The sequence below is a fragment of the Streptomyces sp. NPDC012825 genome (assembly GCF_042900925.1).
Lineage (GTDB): Bacteria > Actinomycetota > Actinomycetes > Streptomycetales > Streptomycetaceae > Streptomyces.
In genome coordinates this window covers 233,653-249,494 of the sequence record NZ_JBIBBZ010000001.1, presented here as the reverse complement: position 1 = coordinate 249,494, position 15,842 = coordinate 233,653, and the positions used below count along the sequence as shown (strand labels likewise).

General features: G+C 74.6%; 14 protein-coding genes. 8 read left to right on the top strand and 6 right to left on the bottom strand.

Going from position 1 to position 15,842, the window contains the following annotated elements; translation table 11 throughout:
* The first annotated feature begins 2 nt into the window (after nt 1-2).
* On the top strand, nt 3-704 hold the full coding sequence (locus ACFY7E_RS01255) for a chloramphenicol acetyltransferase (protein ID WP_389479428.1): 702 nt from the start codon (nt 3-5) through the stop codon (nt 702-704).
* 36 nt (nt 705-740) lie between these two features.
* Here the strand turns inward: ACFY7E_RS01255 and ACFY7E_RS01250 are convergent, their stop codons facing one another.
* Nucleotides 741-2,048, bottom strand: a complete 1,308-nt coding sequence (locus ACFY7E_RS01250) for an MFS transporter (RefSeq protein WP_389479425.1) — start codon at nt 2,046-2,048, stop codon at nt 741-743.
* 184 nt (nt 2,049-2,232) lie between these two features.
* Here ACFY7E_RS01250 and ACFY7E_RS01245 point away from each other — a divergent pair, with 184 nt between their 5' ends.
* A complete protein-coding gene (locus ACFY7E_RS01245) occupies nt 2,233-3,264 on the top strand; it encodes a GlxA family transcriptional regulator (protein ID WP_389479422.1) in 1,032 nt (343 codons plus the stop codon).
* 182 nt (nt 3,265-3,446) lie between these two features.
* On the opposite strand, the gene ACFY7E_RS01240 is transcribed toward ACFY7E_RS01245, so the two are convergent.
* On the bottom strand, nt 3,447-3,905 hold the full coding sequence (locus tag ACFY7E_RS01240; protein ID WP_389479419.1) for an ATP-binding protein: 459 nt from the start codon (nt 3,903-3,905) through the stop codon (nt 3,447-3,449).
* A gap of 538 nt (nt 3,906-4,443) precedes the next feature.
* On the opposite strand from ACFY7E_RS01240, the gene ACFY7E_RS01235 reads away from it, so the two are divergent.
* Both ACFY7E_RS01235 and ACFY7E_RS01230 read left to right on the top strand, forming a co-directional pair.
* The gene (locus ACFY7E_RS01235; protein WP_389479416.1) at nt 4,444-5,025 is read left to right on the top strand and encodes an RNA polymerase sigma factor; all 582 of its coding nucleotides are present in this window, start codon (nt 4,444-4,446) and stop codon (nt 5,023-5,025) included.
* Nucleotides 5,022-6,272, top strand: coding sequence for a maleylpyruvate isomerase N-terminal domain-containing protein (locus tag ACFY7E_RS01230; protein WP_389479413.1), 1,251 nt, complete (start codon nt 5,022-5,024; stop codon nt 6,270-6,272). The genes ACFY7E_RS01235 and ACFY7E_RS01230 overlap by 4 nt, the downstream gene beginning before the upstream one ends.
* Before the next feature lie 4 nt (nt 6,273-6,276).
* Here the strand turns inward: ACFY7E_RS01230 and purU are convergent, their stop codons facing one another.
* Together purU and ACFY7E_RS01220 are read right to left on the bottom strand one after the other, a co-directional pair.
* On the bottom strand, nt 6,277-7,128 hold the full coding sequence (purU, locus tag ACFY7E_RS01225; RefSeq protein WP_389479411.1) for a formyltetrahydrofolate deformylase: 852 nt from the start codon (nt 7,126-7,128) through the stop codon (nt 6,277-6,279).
* Between the two features lie 59 nt (nt 7,129-7,187).
* Complete coding sequence (locus ACFY7E_RS01220; RefSeq protein ID WP_383434596.1) at nt 7,188-7,631, bottom strand: hypothetical protein; 444 nt, start codon at nt 7,629-7,631, stop codon at nt 7,188-7,190.
* A gap of 276 nt (nt 7,632-7,907) precedes the next feature.
* Here ACFY7E_RS01220 and ACFY7E_RS01215 point away from each other — a divergent pair, with 276 nt between their 5' ends.
* Nucleotides 7,908-9,200: an ABC transporter substrate-binding protein gene (locus ACFY7E_RS01215; RefSeq protein WP_389479408.1), complete on the top strand. Its 1,293-nt coding sequence runs from the start codon at nt 7,908-7,910 to the stop codon at nt 9,198-9,200.
* An 8-nt stretch (nt 9,201-9,208) separates the two neighbouring features.
* On the opposite strand, the gene ACFY7E_RS01210 is transcribed toward ACFY7E_RS01215, so the two are convergent.
* Nucleotides 9,209-10,717, bottom strand: a complete 1,509-nt coding sequence (locus ACFY7E_RS01210; RefSeq protein ID WP_389479405.1) for a hypothetical protein — start codon at nt 10,715-10,717, stop codon at nt 9,209-9,211.
* Between the two features lie 169 nt (nt 10,718-10,886).
* Entirely contained in the window at nt 10,887-12,269 is a 1,383-nt protein-coding gene (locus tag ACFY7E_RS01205; RefSeq protein WP_389479402.1) for a transcriptional regulator, read from the bottom strand.
* 258 nt (nt 12,270-12,527) lie between these two features.
* On the opposite strand from ACFY7E_RS01205, the gene ACFY7E_RS01200 reads away from it, so the two are divergent.
* From ACFY7E_RS01200 to ACFY7E_RS01190, 3 genes are all read left to right on the top strand, one after another.
* Complete coding sequence (locus ACFY7E_RS01200; protein WP_389479399.1) at nt 12,528-13,217, top strand: bifunctional DNA primase/polymerase; 690 nt, start codon at nt 12,528-12,530, stop codon at nt 13,215-13,217.
* Between the two features lie 73 nt (nt 13,218-13,290).
* Entirely contained in the window at nt 13,291-14,169 is an 879-nt protein-coding gene (locus ACFY7E_RS01195; protein WP_389479396.1) for an ABC transporter ATP-binding protein, read from the top strand.
* Nucleotides 14,166-15,794, top strand: coding sequence for a transporter (locus ACFY7E_RS01190; protein WP_389479393.1), 1,629 nt, complete (start codon nt 14,166-14,168; stop codon nt 15,792-15,794). Before ACFY7E_RS01195 ends, ACFY7E_RS01190 begins: the two co-directional genes overlap by 4 nt.
* The last annotated feature ends 48 nt before the right edge of the window (nt 15,795-15,842 follow it).

The following is a 15,842-nucleotide window of genomic DNA, read 5'->3' as shown; positions in this document are numbered from 1 at the left end:
GGATGGACGTTCCCACCCCGATCGACCTCGACACGTGGCCGCGCCGACAGCACTTCGAGCACTACCGCCGGCTCGTGCCGTGCACGTACGCGATGACGGTGGAGCTGGACGTGACCGCGTTCGCCGCGGCACTGCGGCGCTCGCGGCGCAAGTCCTACGTCGCGCAGATCTGGGCGCTCTCCACGGTCGTCAACCGTCACGACGAGTTCCGGATGTGCCTCACCGCGTCGGGCGAGCCGGCCGTCCGGCCCGTCGTGCACCCCGCCTTCACGGTGTTCAACCGGGAACGCGAGACGTTCGCGTGCGTGTGGACCGCCCACGACCCCGACTTCGGCGCGTTCCACGACGCGGCCGCCCCGCTGCTCGCGGAGCACGCCCGCGCCACCGACTTCTTCCCCCTGGGAGCACCGCCGGCCGACACGTTCGACGTGTCGAGCCTGCCCTGGGCGTCCTTCACCGGGTTCAACCTCAACATCGGCGGCAACGGCTGGGACCACCTCGCACCGATCTTCACCCTCGGCCGCTACACCGAACGGGACGGCCGGACCCTGCTCCCCCTGGCGGTCCAGGTGCACCACGCCGCCGCGGACGGATTCCACACGGCCCGGCTCGTCGACGAGTTGCAGGCCCTCCTCGCGGACCCGGGCTGGGTGGAGGAGGAACCGGCCACGGGAGCGGTCGCGGGCCGAGTCCTTCGGAGGTGACGGGGAGCCCCCGAAGCTCCCGGCCCCGGGAGCGCGTCACGCTCCCGCCATGAGCGCCGGCTCCGTCCGGGGCCGGCTGATGACCAGGGCCATCAGGGCCGCCGCCGCGCACAGCGCGCCCGAGGCGTACCAGACGACGTCGTAGGTGCCGAAGACGTCGCGGGCCAGGCCGCCCGCGAAGGCGACGGCGGCCGCGCCGACCTGGTGGGAGGCGAGGACCCAGCCGAAGACGATCGCGGAGTCCGCGCCGAAGTGCTCGCGGCACAGGGCCATCGTGGGCGGGACGGTGGCCACCCAGTCCAGGCCGTAGAAGACGATGAAGAACAGCATCGGCGGGTGCACGGACGGCGCGAGCAGGATCGGCAGGAAGCAGAGCGAGATCCCGCGCAGCGCGTAGTAGACCGCGAGGAGGCGGCGGGCGGAGAAGCGGTCGGTGAACCAGCCGGAGGCGACCGTGCCGACGACGTCGAAGACGCCGATGACGGCGAGCAGTCCGGCCGCCGCCGTGATCGGCATGCCGTGGTCGTGGGCGGCGGGCACGAAGTGGGTGCGGACCAGGCCGTTCGTGGAGGCGCCGCAGATCGCGAAGGAACCGGCGAGGAGCCAGAAGGGGCCGGTGCGGGCCGCCTTGAGCAGGACGGTGACGGCCCGGCGGGCGGCGCCCGTGACGGGCGCGGGCTTCGCCGCGTACTCCCCGCCGTACGGGGCGAGTCCGACGTCCGCCGGGTGGTCGCGGAGCAGCAGCCAGACGAACGGGACGACGGCGAGCGCGGCGAGGGCCACGGTCACCGAGGCGGGCCGCCAGCCGTGGTGCTCGACCAGCCAGGACAGCAGCGGCAGGAAGATCAGCTGGCCCGAGGCCCCGGCGGCGGTGAGCAGACCGGTCACCAGGCCCCGGCGGGCGGTGAACCAGCGGTTGGTGACGGTCGCGGCGAAGGCGAGGGCCATGGAGCCGCTGCCGAGGCCGACGAGGACCCCCCAGTAGAGGACGAGCTGCCAGGCGGCGGTCATCCACACGGTGAGGAGCGCGCCGAGCGCGATGACGCCGAGGGCGACGGCGACGACCCGGCGGATGCCGAAGCGGTCCATGAGCGCGGCGGCGAAGGGGGCGGTCAGTCCGTAGAGGGCGAGGTTCACCGAGACCGCGAACCCGATCGTGCCGCGCGACCAGTGGAGTTCGGCGTGCAGCGGCTCGATGAGCAGGCCCGGCAGGGAGGCGAAGGCCGCGGCCCCGATGATCGTGACGAAGGCGACCGCCGCGACGAACCAGGCGCGGTGGACGCGGGGGGCGCGGACCGGCCCGCTCCCGGGCGTACGGGCGGGGGTCTCGGTTGTCTGAGCCATGCCACGAGCATCCCGGCCCGGCCCCGCCCCGGCCACTGGCCCGCACGACAGCTTTCCAACGGATCGGGCCACCCGCCGCCCGGAGGTCCCCGGCAGTGGAAAGGGGTCGGGAGTTACGGTTCCCGAGCAGTCACCGGCAGCCGGTCCGCGCCGCTGCCGTCACCCGTCGGAGGGAGCACCACCCGTGTCGTCGCCGCACCGCGTCGCCGTCCTCGCCCTGCCCGGTCTCCTCCCCTTCGAACTGGGCATCCCGCACCGCATCTTCGGCCTGGCCCGGGACCCCGCGGGGCGGCGGCTGTACGAGATCGTCACCTGCGCGACGGCCGTGGGCCCGGTCCGTACCGACGCCGACTTCGCCGTACAGGTGGAGCACGGCCCGGAGGCCCTCGCCACCGCCGACACGGTCGTGGTGCCCGCCTCGTACGAGCTCGGGCCGGTCTACGAGGAGGGCAGGCTGCCCGACGACCTGGCCGCCGCCCTCGCGCGCATCCGGCCCGGCACCCGGCTGGTCGCCATCTGCACCGGCGGGTACGTGCTCGCCGCCGCGGGCTTCCTCGACGGGCGTCCGGCCACCACCCACTGGTCCTCCGCCGAGCACTTCCAGCGCCTCTTCCCGACGGTGCGGGTCGACCCGGACGTCCTCTTCGTCGACGACGGCGACGTCCTCACCTCGGCGGGCGTGGCCGCCGGGATCGACCTGTGCCTGCACCTGGTGCGCCGCGACCACGGGACGGGCGTCGCCAACGAGGTGGCCCGCAGGACGGTCGTGCCGCCGCACCGGGACGGCGGCCAGGCCCAGTACGTCGCGCGGCCCCTGCCGCAGGACGGGACGCACACCACGACCGCGGCCCGCGCCTGGGCGCTCGCCCGCCTCCACGAGCCGATCCAGCTGCGGGACCTGGCGGAGCAGGAGGCGATGAGCGTACGGACGTTCACCCGGCGGTTCCGCGACGAGGTCGGCGTCAGCCCCGGCCAGTGGCTCGTCCAGCAGCGCGTCGAACGCGCCCGGCACCTCCTGGAGTCCACCGACCTGCCCGTCGACCGGGTCGCGCGGGACGCCGGCTTCGGCACGGCCCAGTCGCTGCGGACGCACCTGATGAGCGCGATCGGGGTGACCCCCACCTCGTACCGGCGCACGTTCCGCGTCACGGGCGCGGAGGTCACGGACACGGAGGCCATGTCCGGGAGCACGGACGCCGTGTCCCGAAAGGTCTGACGTCCGGGCGGCGGCGCGCTCGCGCGCGCCCCGAGCACGGCACGGTCCCGCCGCCGCCCGGCCGCGACCCGCGCTCGCCGAGGGCCCGTCGGACCCCGGGCCGGACCGGCCCGGGACACACGGCCCTCGGCTCCCCTCGCCACGAATCGCTCACCCCAGGGTGGGCAAAACGGAACGAACCGTCAACAGGACACCCGTCCGGGCGACATCGGGACCCCCGGCGTCACCACGGGCGCGGGCTCGGGCGCGACCGGAGCCCGGTCCACCTCGCACCAGATGCTCTTGCCCGGGCCCTCGGGCTGCCAGCCCCACCGGTCCGCGAGCCCGTCCACCAGCTCCAGGCCGCGCCCGTTGGTGTCGTCGCCGTGCGCGCGCCGGGGCTTCGGCGGGCAGTCGCTCGCGTCGGCCACCTCGACCCGCACCCCGCCCTCCGCCGCGAACAGCATCCGCAGCACGGCCGGGCAGCCCGTGTGCACCACGGCGTTGGTCACGAGTTCGGAAATGATCAGCACCAGCGCCTCGGCCAGCGGCTCGTCCTCCCCTATGCCCGAACCGGCGAGCCGCGACCGGGCCCACCTCCGGGCTCGTCCCACCTCCGCCGGGTCCGGCCCGACCTCCAACTGAACCTGAAGCACCTGCACCGTTCACACCATCCGAACCGGCGGACACATCGCCTCGCGCCTCACAGCCATCGACGCCCTCACGGAACGTGATTTCCTTGCGAGACAGCATGGTTGACGTACAGTCACCGCAACAAGCGCTTCGGGCATATTCCAGCGCGAAGGAGTACGCATGGTCCATACTGTGCGACGCGCGCTGCGGGGAGTCGAACAGGAGCGCGCGGGGCGCCTCCCGGGGGCGCGAGCGGGGCGCATTCCGGGGCGCGGAGTCACCGCAGGGGCGACACCGGGACGATCCGGGTCCACGTGCACTCGCATCCCACGGAGGGTACCGGAGCCGTGGGCCGACTCCGGGCCGTGACGGCCCCGCCGGAGGACACGACCCGGTATCGACGTTCCGTGACGCGCAGGAGGCCGGGCGCCCGGCGGGCGGTACCCGGCGCCCTCCTTACCATCCCGCCTCCCGTCAAGGGCGCACTTGCGGCAAACAGGGGTGCATCGTCGGCACGGCGCACTACTTTGGAGGGGAAGCGGAGGGTCGGCACGGGCGGAGGGTCGGATGGCGAAGGGCACACCACCGCGCTGGGACCGCAGGATGCAGCAGCGGCTGGCGCGCGGGGAGGCCGCCGCCCTCGGGGAGTTCTACGACCGGTTCGCCGCGCTGGTGCACAGTCTGGCGCACCGGGTCCTCGGCGACGACGCGGCGGCCGACCAGGTCACCCGCGAGGTCTTCGGCTACGTCTGGGAGAACCCCGACGCGTACGACCCCCGGCAGGGGAACATGCGCGCGTGGGTGGCCGGACTCGCCCAGCGGCAGGCCGTGCACCGGCTGCGGCAGGCGGAGACGACGGCGTACGCGGAGACGGGGCTCGGCTCCGCCGAGGAGCTGGAGCAGAAGGTGCGCCGGGCCTCGATCGCGGCCCGCGCCGACTACATCGTGACGTCGATGCCCGCGCCGCTGCGGGCCGCGCTCGAACTCGCGTACTTCCAGCGGCGGGACTACCGCCAGACCGCCGCCGACCTCGGGGTGACCGAGGACGAGGCGCGCCGGCGCCTCCGGCTCGGCCTCCAGCTGCTCTCCACGGCGAACACCCGGTCGTCCGAGGGGACCTCCCCGCCCGGTCACGGACGGGCCCTGTGACCGGGTCGGACGACGGCGCGGAAGGCGTCGGGCGCGCTCCCTGGACACCCGGTCCCCGCCGGTCGGCGGACGGCCACGCGGACCTGACGGGAAGGCTGGCACCGGAAGACCCGGAGGAGGAGCCGGTGGAAGAGCCGGACGTGCCCGTCCTCTCCCACGGTGTGCTCAAGTCCCTGCTCGGGGCCTGGGCGCTCGCCGCGTGTTCCGCCGGGGAGACCTCGGCCGTCGAGGCGCACCTCACCGAGTGCGGCCCGTGCGCCGACGAGGCGCTGCGGCTGCGCGACGCCGTCGCCCTGCTCCACCGGGACCGCGACCTGGACCTCGACCCGCTGCTGCGCTCGCGGGTCCTGGAGAACTGCCTGGGCCGCCGCCCGGCCCGCATCCCGGTCCCCGACTGGGTCACGCCGTACGACGCGGAGACCGCCCGGCTCGACGCGCTGCTGCGGGACATCGGCGACTCCGAGTGGCACGCGCCGGTGCGGCTCAAGTGGTACGAGGGGGACCGGCAGGTCCGCCGCAGGGCGACCGTCGCCGGGGTCGTCGGCCACCTCTTCGCCGTGGACGGCCTGGTGGCCGGGGCCCTCGGCCTCGACGACCCGCTGGGCGCCGGCACACCCGAGCTGTCGCCGTCCGAGCGGACCGAGGCGTTCTGGGCGGGTCTGGAGCTGCCGCCCGGCCGGGACCTGCGGGAGCCCTGGCGGGACCAGAGCCACACCCTGATCCGCACGGTCTCCTTCGCCGGGCGCGGGGTGGCCGACCTGACGGTCACCTACAAGGACTTCGCGCTGCCGCTGCGGGACTCGCTCCTGGAGCGGGCCTTCGAGTGCTGGCTGCACGCGGACGACATCGCGAACGCGGTGGCGTACCCGTACGAGCCGCCCTGCGGGGCCCATCTGCACGACATGATCGACCTGGCGACGCGGCTGCTCCCGGCGGCCCTGGCCGGCCGCCGCCGCACCGGTCTCGCCTCGCCCGCCCGGCAGCCGGTCGCGGCGGGCGCGCCGGGCCGCTCGCTGCACCTGGAGGTGGAGGGCGCGGGCGGCGGCCACTGGTACATCGCGCTCGACTCCCCGGCCGCGATCGGCGACCCGGGCCGGGCGGTGGCCCAGGTCGCGATGGAGGGCGTCGAGTTCTGCCAGCTCGTGGCGGGCCGGGTCTCCCCGGAGGAGGCGGCGGTGGGCCAGGACGGCGACCGCGAGGCGATCCGCGACGTCCTGGCCGCGGCGGCGTCCCTCAGCCGCCTGTGAAGAACTACGCGAAGACGACCGTGCGGCTGCCGTTGAGCAGGATGCGGTGCTCCGCGTGCCACTTGACCGCGCGGGCGAGGGCCTGGCACTCGACGTCGCGGCCGATCGCGACGAGCTGGTCCGGGGTCACCTCGTGGCCCACCCGCTCGACCTCCTGCTCGATGATCGGGCCCTCGTCCAGGTCCGCCGTCACGTAGTGGGCGGTCGCGCCGATCAGCTTCACGCCCCGGGCGTGCGCCTGGTGGTAGGGCTTGGCGCCCTTGAAGCTCGGCAGGAAGGAGTGGTGGATGTTGATGATCCGGCCGGAGAGCTGCTTGCAGAGGTCGTCGGAGAGGACCTGCATGTAGCGGGCGAGGACGACCAGCTCGACGTCCTGCTCGCGCACGAGGTCGAGCAGCTTCCCCTCCGCCTCGGCCTTGGTGTCCTTGGTGACGGGGATGTGCCGGAAGGGGACCCCGTACGAGCCGACGAGCTCCTCGAAGTCGGTGTGGTTGGAGACCACGGCCACGATCTCCACCGGCAGCGCACCGATCCGGGAGCGGAACAGCAGGTCGTTCAGGCAGTGCCCGAACTTCGACACCATGAGCACGACCCGCGTGCGCCGGTCGGCCAGGTCGATCTGCCAGTCCATGCCGAAGGCGTCGCCGACCGCCGTGAAACTGGCCCGCAGCTTCTCCACGTCCACGGGCGCCTCGGCCGAGAAGTGGACCCGCATGAAGAAGAGCCCGGTGTCCCGGTCCCCGAACTGTCGGCTGTCCTCGATGTTGCACCCCGTGATGAAGAGGTAGCTCGACACGGCGTGCACGATGCCCTGCTTGTCGGGGCACGAGAGGGTGAGGACGTACTGGTCGGTCATCCCGTCAGCCTGCCACACCCGGCGGGGGTCGAGGCGCACCGTCCGGCAGGCGGAACGGCTCAGGACCGCGTCATGGCACGGAGCAGGTCGAGGGAGCGCGGGGGCGTGTCGGGGTCCTCGCCGTCGGCGAGCGCGAGGCGCACGTGGGCCTCGCGGGCGGCCCGTACGGCCTCCGGCCAGCCCGGGTGCTCCAGGTAGGCGGAGACGGGCGCGTCGGGCCCGACCTGGTGCAGGATGCGCAGCACCCGCAGGACGGCGACGTCGACGAGGGCGGCCTCGCCGGAGTCCCGGAAGATCGCGCCGACGTACTTCTCGGCGGACCAGTTGTCGAGCCAGGTCTCCTCGACCAGGCGGTAGACGGCGTCGGTGACGTCGCCGTACCCCTCCCGGCCGGCCAGCCAGGTCGTCTCGTGGAACACGGGGTCGGAGAGCATGTGCAGCGCCGAGCGCACGTTGCTGCGCCAGCGCCACCACGGCATGTCGTTGAGCGGCATGCCGCCCATGGTGGAGGAGCGACGGCCGCGACGGGAAGGGTTCCCCGGACCGGAGACCGGACCGGGGGACGGACGGGGGGCCCGTCCGGCGTGCGGATCGGGGCCCTGGCCCGGGGCGGGACCGGCGGCGGGGCCGGTGGCGGGACTGGACACGTTTCGATCGTACGTTCCCCTGCCGGGCGGGCGGACCCGCCCCCGGCCGACCCCCGCAATTCACCCTCCCGTCACCCACCGTCGACCCGCACTCACTCCCGCGTTACCCCTGGGGAGGAAATGTGCGTGTCCATGACCGGCAGGCGACTGACCCCACTCCTCGCGTACGTCACGGCCACGGCGGCCGGAGCGTCGCTGCTCACCGGGTGCGGTGTGCTCCCCGGGGCCACGGGGGGCGCCAGGGAGCCCCTCACCGTGATGACCTGGGCCCCCGACCGGACCCGGGCGACCAACATGCCCGGCATGCCCGCCATGGCGCAGACCTTCGCCCGCTGGGTCAACGCCCGGGGCGGCATCGACGGCCACGAGCTGCGCGTCCTCACCTGCAACGAGCGGAACACCTCCGAGGGCGCCGCCGACTGCGCCCGCCGGGCGATCGACGAGGGGGCGGTCGCCGTCGTCGGCTCGTACAGCCAGCAGGGGCGCGTCTTCATGGGCTCCCTCGAAGCGGCCGGCATCCCGTACATCGGCGGGTACGGCGTCACGGAGGACGAGTTCACCAGCCCGCTCTCGTACCCCGTCAACGGCGGGCAGGCCTCGCTCGTCGCCGGGCACGGGATACAGCTCGCCGGCATCTGCGACAAGGTCTCCCTCGTCCGGCCCGACAACGTCACCGGGGACAAGCTCCCCGCCCTGCTCGACTCCGGCCTGCACCGGGCGAAGCACGGCGGTGCCGTCGACATCCCGGCCGCCGAGGACGCCGCCGAGTACACCCGGCAGGCCGACCGGGCCAGGTCCGGCGCGGAGGGCGGGGACGGCTGCGTGACCGCCGTGCTCGGCGAGCGCACCCAGACCTTCTTCGACTCCTTCCGCCGCCTGCCGGAGGAGGAGGAGAAGCGCGGCGGGAGCGGGAAGGACGGGAAGGGCGACGGGGACGGCGTCCGCATCTCCTCGGTCCTCGGCAGCGTCGACCAGCCCGTGATCGACCGCACCGGCGGCGCCCACAGCCCCTTCGAGGGCGCGTTCGTCACCGGCTGGTACCCGGAGGCGGGCGACCGGAGCTGGGCGCCGATGCGCGAGGTCGTCAAGGAGCACGCGTTCGTCGACAACCGGGTCGACCCGGCCGACACGGGCGTCCAGACCACCTGGATCGCCTACACGGTCCTCAAGGAGGTCGTGGAGGCCCTGGACCGGGACCGGATCACGCCCACGGACATCGCCCACGCCCTGGACCGGGGCGAGCGGATCGACACCGGCGGCCTCACCCCGGCCCTGCGCTGGAAGTACGCGGACCTGCTCGGCGCCTCCGGCTTCCCCCGGATCGTCAACCACCAGGTGACCTTCCAAGTGGTCCGCCAGGGAAGGCTGGTGGCGCAGCGGCCCGGCTTCGTCGACGTCGGGGAGACGCTCCTCGGCGTCTCCTGACCCGCCCGCTACAGCTGGGTGTAGGCGCGCTTCTCCAGTCCGTACTTCTCGGCGGTCGGGTTCCACAGCCCGGCCGCCTTCTTCTTGGCCCTGGTGGCGGTCCCGCTGTCGTTGTTCGCCGCGCTCAGGTGGTTGGTCGAGCGGGCCTTGCCGCCCTTGCAGCCGTTCTTGGCCTTCATCTGGTCGGCCCAGGCGGCGTAGTGGTCGTCGGCGGACGCCGAGGCCTTCCACGCCTCGGTGAGCGCGGCGGTCAGCCGGCCGTGGTCCGGGACCTTGTCGACCGACAGCGACTGGAGCCTGGTGATCAGCCCCCGGCGCTGCTGGGCGGCGCCCCGCAGGTCGGCGGCGGCCTTGTCCAGGTTCTTGCACTGCTTGACGGACTCCACGGAGCTGATCACCGTGTCCCGGCTGTCGCTGCTGGTCGCGAGGAGCTTGCTCAGCTCCTGCGCCTGCGGCTCCGCCGGATCGGCCGGCTTCTCCGACGGCTGCTCGGCGGGGGGCGGCGCGGAAGGGGTCGCCGCCACGGTCGTGGCGCTCTTCTCCGGCTCCTTCTTCTCGTCCTCGCCGCTGAGCAGCGCCCCGGCGCCGAGGCCGACGACCGCGCAGCCGACGACGACGGCGGCGATCAGCGCGACCGGCGACCTGCGGCGCGGCGCGGGCTCCTCGTCGTCGTAGTGGGCGTTCTGGGGGGCGTACCCCTGCGGGGGCTGCGGAGGCTGCTGGTGGTGCTGCGGGGGCTGCTGCCGGTACGGGCCGGGGGCCGGGGGCGGCGTCCGGTGGCCCTGCGGCTGCTGCGGCGCCTCCGTGCGGAAGAGGCTGTCGAACTCGGCGGGCGGCTGCCGCTCGCCGGATTCGGCCGGGGGTACGGGGGCGATGTACCGGGTCGCGTCGGAGGCCCCGGCCGGACCGGGCCCGCCCTGCTGCGCCAGCGGGCCCGTGCCCAGGAACTGGGTCGAGTCCCCGCCGCCCCGCTGCGGCGGCACCGGCGCGATGTGCTGGGTGGCCTGCATGTCGGAGGCGGGCGCGGGGGTGGCCGGGTGCGGATAGCCGTAACCGGGCTGCTGGGCCTGCGCCTGGGGCGGCGGGTAGCCGTAGCCCGGCTGCGGCCCCTGGGGCGGCGGCATCGCGCCCGGCACCGGCGCGATGTGCTGGGTGGCCTGCATGTCGGAGGCGGGCGCGGGGGTGGCCGGGTGCGGATAGCCGTAGCCCGGCTGCGGGGTCTGCGCCTGGGGCGGCGGGTAGCCGTAACCGGGCTGCTGGGCCTGCGCCTGGGGCGTCGGGTAGCCGTAGCCCGGCTGCGGGGGTATCGGTGCCAGGTACTGCGTGGACTGCATGTCGGCGGCGCCCGGTGCCGCCTCCGGGGGCAGCGGCTGCGCGGGCGGCAGCGGCTGTCCGCCCGGCCGACCGCCGGAGGGTGCCCAGCCGCCGTCCCGCGACCGCGCTTCCCCGTGGGCACCGTCGTGCGCGGGGGGCACCGCCGGGTACTGCGGCTCCGGACCCTGTCCGTTCTGCGTCACCGGGACTCCTACTGAATAAACCTACGGAATCGTCGGTTCACGCTACCGGGTGCGCCCGGGGGTCCGCACACACGTGTGAGACCGGTTACAGAACTGGTTCACGAGTCACGGGCCGCACCGGGACGGCAGGCCGCGCCGGGCCCGCCGACTCCGGCCCGCCGGGCGCCCCCTACCCCGCGTACAGCTCCATCCGCACCCCGAACTCCCGTACGGACGGCTCCCGCGAGAAGGGTTCCAGGCGGTCCCTCAGGTCCTCCAGGTACTCCATGCCGCGCGACGAGCGCAGGGTGCCGAGGAGTTCGAGGGCGCGGGTTCCCGTCCGGCAGGCCTGTTCCACCTCGCGCTGCTGGATCTGGGCCGCCGCGAGCAGGGCGAGGCCGATCGCCCGGCGGCGCGCGCGCGTCTCCGGGTGTCCGGCGACCGACTCCCGCGCCGCCCGCGCCGCCGCCTCCGCGCGGCCCAGGTCCCGGTAGCAGTGGGCCAGTTCGTCCGCCAGGTACGCGTGGTCGAAGTGGCTGATCCACGCCGGCTCGTCGCCCGCCTCCGGGTCGGTCCGCTCCAGGGCCCGCACGGCGCCGCCCGCCGCCTCCTCGAAGGCGCGGACGTCGCCCATCAGGGCGTGCCCGCGCGCCTCGGCCGCGAGGAACATCGCCTCCGCCCGGGGCGGCACCTTCCCGCGCGCCCCCTCCTGCGCCGCCCGCGCCAACTGGGCGATCTCCCGGGGGTTTCCGAGCTGCGCGGCGAGGTGGCTCATCGAGGCGGCGAGCACGTAACCGCCGTAGCCCCGGTCCCCGGCCGCCTGCGCGAGCCGCAGCGCCTGGATGTAGTACCGCTGGGCGAGGCCCGGTTCGCCGGTGTCCACCGCCATGTACCCGGCGAGTTCGGTCAGCCGGGCCGCCGCCGCGAAGAGCTGTCTGCCCACCGCCTCCCGGTACGAGCCGGACAGCATCCCCGAGACCACGCTGTCCAGGTAGTGCACCACCACCGGGCGCACGTGCCCGCTGCCGAACCTCCGGTCGAGGTCCACGAGCGCGGCCGTCGTCTCCCGCACCGCCGCCACGTCCGCGACCCCGACGCGGGCCCCCGCCGTCCGGGCCACGTGCGCGTCCGGCACCGTGATCAGCCAGTCGCGGCTGGGCTCGACCAGGGCGGAGGCCGCCACCACGGACCCGGACAGGAACTCCCGGTGCCCCACGTCGCTGCGCCACAGCTCGCAGACCTGCTCGATGGCCCCGGGCACGGTCGACGCGAACCGGAGGCCCACCCCGGCCGCGAGGTTCCGGCCGTCGGCCATGCCGACCTCGTCGACCGTGACCGTGCGGCCCAGCTTGCGGCTCAGCGCCTCCGCGATGATCCCGGGCGCCCGGCCGCGCGGCTGCTGCCCGCGCAGCCAGCGCGCCACGGACGTCTTGTCGTAGCGCAGGTCGAGGCCGCGCTCCGCGCCGACCGTGTTGACCCTGCGGGCGAGGCCGGCGTTGGAGCAGGCCGCCTCCTGGATGAGCGCCCGGAGCCGTTCGTTGACCTGACGCGGAACGAGTGGCCTGGTTGCCATGAAGTACCCCCTGAGGCCGTGCGGGTGATCGCTGGGAAGGGATCACTGCCCGGCGAATATCCGGTCAATGCCGATGTGAACACGCGAAACCGGACACGTCGGCCGCGAGCCCCGCCGGCGCCCCCACCCGTGCGTACCCATCCCGGCGCCCCGCTCCTCCGCGCGCCCCCGCCCGTGCACCGGTGCGCCCCGCGTGCGGAATCGTTGCGTCACCCCGCTTCCCCGCCCCGCCCGTAACCCCGGATGGTGCCGGGAGTTGTGCTCACCGTGGAAGAGACCATCGGAGTCACGGAGGCCGCGCGCGTCCCCGGGCAGCGGAACGAGCAGCTGCCGGACAGCGCCGTGCGGTACGCGGAAGAGCGGCACTGGGACGTGTTTCCAGGGACCTGGCTGGAAGCCGCCGAGGGCCGGGAGCGCTGCTCCTGCGGCGCGGACGACTGCGCGCTGCCGGGCGCCCATCCGTCCCGGCCCGACTGGTCGACCCAGGCGACCGGCAGCGGGGTCGGCGCCCGGCGGATGTGGTCGAAGCAGCCGAGGTCCTCGATCCTGCTGCCGACCGGCCGCACCTTCGACGCGATCGAGGTCTCCGAGTCGGCCGGCTTCCTCGCGCTCGCCCGCATGGAGCGGATGGAGCTGACGCTCGGCCCGGTGACCTGCTCCCCGAACCGGCGCATGTACTTCTTCGTCCTGCCGGGCGCCGCCGTCAAGGTCCCCGACCTCGTCCGCAGGCTGGGCTGGATCCCGTCCTCCCTCGACCTCGTCACGCGCGGCGAGGGCCACTACGTGGCGGCCCCGCCGACCCGGATCGGCGGCCGGGGCGCCGTGCAGTGGGCCCGCCGCCCCACCCCGGCGAACCGCTGGCTCCCCGACGCCGAGGAGCTGGTCAGCGCCCTCGCGTACGCGTGCGGCCGGGAGGCGGCGGACGCGAGGGCGTCCCGCACGACGTGACCCGAGGGCCCCTCGCGGCCCGCCCTTAGGGTGGGGCCCGTCAGCACGGGGACGAACGAGGGGACGACGGGGCATGCCTGACCGGGCATCAGAGGAAGCGTTCGGAACGACGGACGCCGCGCCGGGGGACGGAGCGGCGCCCGCGGTGCGCGTCGAGGGGCTGTGGAAGCGCTTCGGACAGCAGATCGCGGTGCACGGGATCGACCTGGACCTGCCCGCGGGCAGGTTCATCGGGCTCGTGGGACCCAACGGAGCGGGCAAGACCACCACGCTCTCCATGATCACCGGCCTGCTGCGGCCCGACCGGGGCCGCGTCCTGGTCGGCGGGAACGACGTGTGGGCCGACCCCGGGTCGGTCGCCCGGGTCAAGTCCCGCATCGGCGTCCTGCCGGAGGGCCTGCGGCTCTTCGAGCGCCTCTCGGGCCGCGAACTCCTCGCGTACAGCGGGCGGCTGCGGGGCCTGCCGGGCGCCGAGGTCGACAAGCGCGCCGCGCAGCTCCTGGACGTGCTCGGTCTGACGGGCGCGCAGCACAAGCTGGTCGTGGACTACTCGACCGGCATGCGGAAGAAGATCGGCCTGGCGGCGGCGCTCCTGCACAACCCCGAGGTCCTCTTCCTCGACGAGCCCTTCGAGGGCGTCGACCCGGTCTCCGCGCAGACCATCCGCGGCGTCCTGGAGCGGTACACCGCGTCCGGCGCGACCGTCGTCTTCTCCAGCCACGTCATGGAGCTGGTCGAGTCGCTCTGCGACTGGGTCGCCGTCATGGCGGCGGGCCGGATCCGGGCCCAGGGCCCGCTGGCCGAGGTCCGCGGCGACGCGCCCTCGCTCCAGGCGGCGTTCCTGGAACTGGTGGGCGCGAACGAGCGCGCGGCGGCGGGGGACTCGCTCGACTGGCTGGGCGGCGGGCCGTCCGCCGCCGGGACCGGCACCCCGGGCGGGGACCGGTCGTGAGCGCCCTCGACTCCGCACCCGCCGCCGCCCCCTCCCTCACCTCCGTCTTCGTACGGCTCAAGCTGTCGCTGCTGCGCAACGGGCTGCGGCAGTCGGGCGGGCGGACCGCCGCGTACGTCGTCTCGATCGTCTTCGGGGTCCTCTTCGCGGCAGGGACGCTGCTGGCCTTCGTCCTCGTCCGGGGCCACGAGAACGCCGGGACGGTCGCGGTCCTCCTCACGGGGGTGGTCGCGCTCGCGTGGGCGGTGATGCCGCTGTTCGTGCCGAGCGGCGACGAGACCCTCGACCCGTCGCGGCTCGTGATGCTGCCGCTGCTCCCCCGCCCGCTGGTGCGGGCGCTGCTGGTGGCCTCGCTCGTGGGCGTCGGCCCCGTACTGACGCTGTTCCTGGCGTTCGGCGCGGCGCTGTCCGTGGCGCACGGCGCCGCCGGGACGGTCGCCGCCTTGCTCGCCGTGCCGCTGGTGACGGTCACGTGCGTGGCGCTCTCGCGGGCCGTGGCCGCCGCCAACATCCGGCTCCTCACCTCCCGCAGGGGCCGGGACCTGGCGCTGCTGAGCGGTCTGGTCATCGCGGTCGGCATGCAGGTCGTGAACTTCGCGGCCCAGCGGCTCACCCGGCCCGGCGGGATGGACACGGTCGAACCGGCGGCGGCCGTCGTCGGCTGGCTGCCGCCGGCCGCCGCGATCGGCGCGGTGGACGCGGCGGGCGAGGGCGACCACGCGGTGGCGGCGGCGCGGCTGCTGCTCACGGCGGCGGCGCTCGCCGGGCTCGTGCACTGGTGGCGGCGGAGCCTGGTGCGGCTGATGGTCGAACCGGACGGCTCCACGATCGGCGCGGCCCCGGAGACGGGCGCCCGGGGGAGGAACGGCGGTACGGGGCTGCTCGGCCGGGTCCTGCCGGGCGGGCGGACGGGCACGGTCATGGAGCGCAGCCTGCGGTACATGTGGCGGGACCCGAAGACGAAGGCGGCGTGGGTGACCTCGCTCGCCGTCGGCCTGATCGTGCCGCTGTTCAACGCGCTCCAGGGGGCGGGCTCGGTCTACTGGGCGTGCTTCTCCTCCTTCATGCTCGGCGTGCTGATGTACAACCAGTTCGGGCAGGACGCGTCGGCGTTCTGGATGGTCGCGCAGACCGTCTCGACACCGGCCGACGCGTACGCCGAGCTGCGGGCGCGGGCGCTGGCGCTGCTCGCCGTCACCCTGCCGTTCACGGTCCTGGTGACGGTCCTGACGGCCGTCGTGCTCGGCGACCGGGGGCTCCTCGCGGAGGGGCTGGGCCTGTCGTTCGGCCTGCTCGGGGCGATGCTGGGGACGGGCGCGGTGGCCTCGGCCCTCTTCCCGTACTCGATCCCGCAGGACAGCGGCTACAAGAACGTGGTGCCGGGGCAGGCGGGTCTGGCCTGGATCTCGATCTTCGGAGGCGTGCTGGCGGCCGGGACGCTGTGCGCCCCGCTGATCGGCGCGGCGGTCTACCTCCACCTGACCGACCGCCACGCCCTCCTGTGGCTCCTGCTCCCGGCCGGCGCCCTCTACGGCACGCTCCTCCTCCTGGCGGGCCTCAGACTGGCGGCTCCGCGCACGGCGAACCGGCTGCCGGAGATCCTGGCGGCGGTCAGCAAGGGCTGAGGCCTCGACAGCGTCCGGGCCCGGGCGGGGTCGGTGGCCGCCCGGACC

Excerpts from the sequence above, each read along its gene's own strand:
- ACFY7E_RS01255 (WP_389479428.1), top strand. The coding sequence starts at position 3 with ATGGACGTTCCCACCCCGATCGACCTCGACACGTGGCCGCGCCGACAG.
- ACFY7E_RS01250 (WP_389479425.1), bottom strand. The coding sequence starts at position 2,048 with ATGGCTCAGACAACCGAGACCCCCGCCCGTACGCCCGGGAGCGGGCCG.
- ACFY7E_RS01235 (WP_389479416.1), top strand. The coding sequence starts at position 4,444 with ATGGCGAAGGGCACACCACCGCGCTGGGACCGCAGGATGCAGCAGCGG.
- purU (WP_389479411.1), bottom strand. The coding sequence starts at position 7,128 with ATGACCGACCAGTACGTCCTCACCCTCTCGTGCCCCGACAAGCAGGGC.
- ACFY7E_RS01220 (WP_383434596.1), bottom strand. The coding sequence starts at position 7,631 with ATGGGCGGCATGCCGCTCAACGACATGCCGTGGTGGCGCTGGCGCAGC.
- ACFY7E_RS01215 (WP_389479408.1), top strand. The coding sequence starts at position 7,908 with ATGACCGGCAGGCGACTGACCCCACTCCTCGCGTACGTCACGGCCACG.
- ACFY7E_RS01205 (WP_389479402.1), bottom strand. The coding sequence starts at position 12,269 with ATGGCAACCAGGCCACTCGTTCCGCGTCAGGTCAACGAACGGCTCCGG.
- ACFY7E_RS01195 (WP_389479396.1), top strand. The coding sequence starts at position 13,291 with ATGCCTGACCGGGCATCAGAGGAAGCGTTCGGAACGACGGACGCCGCG.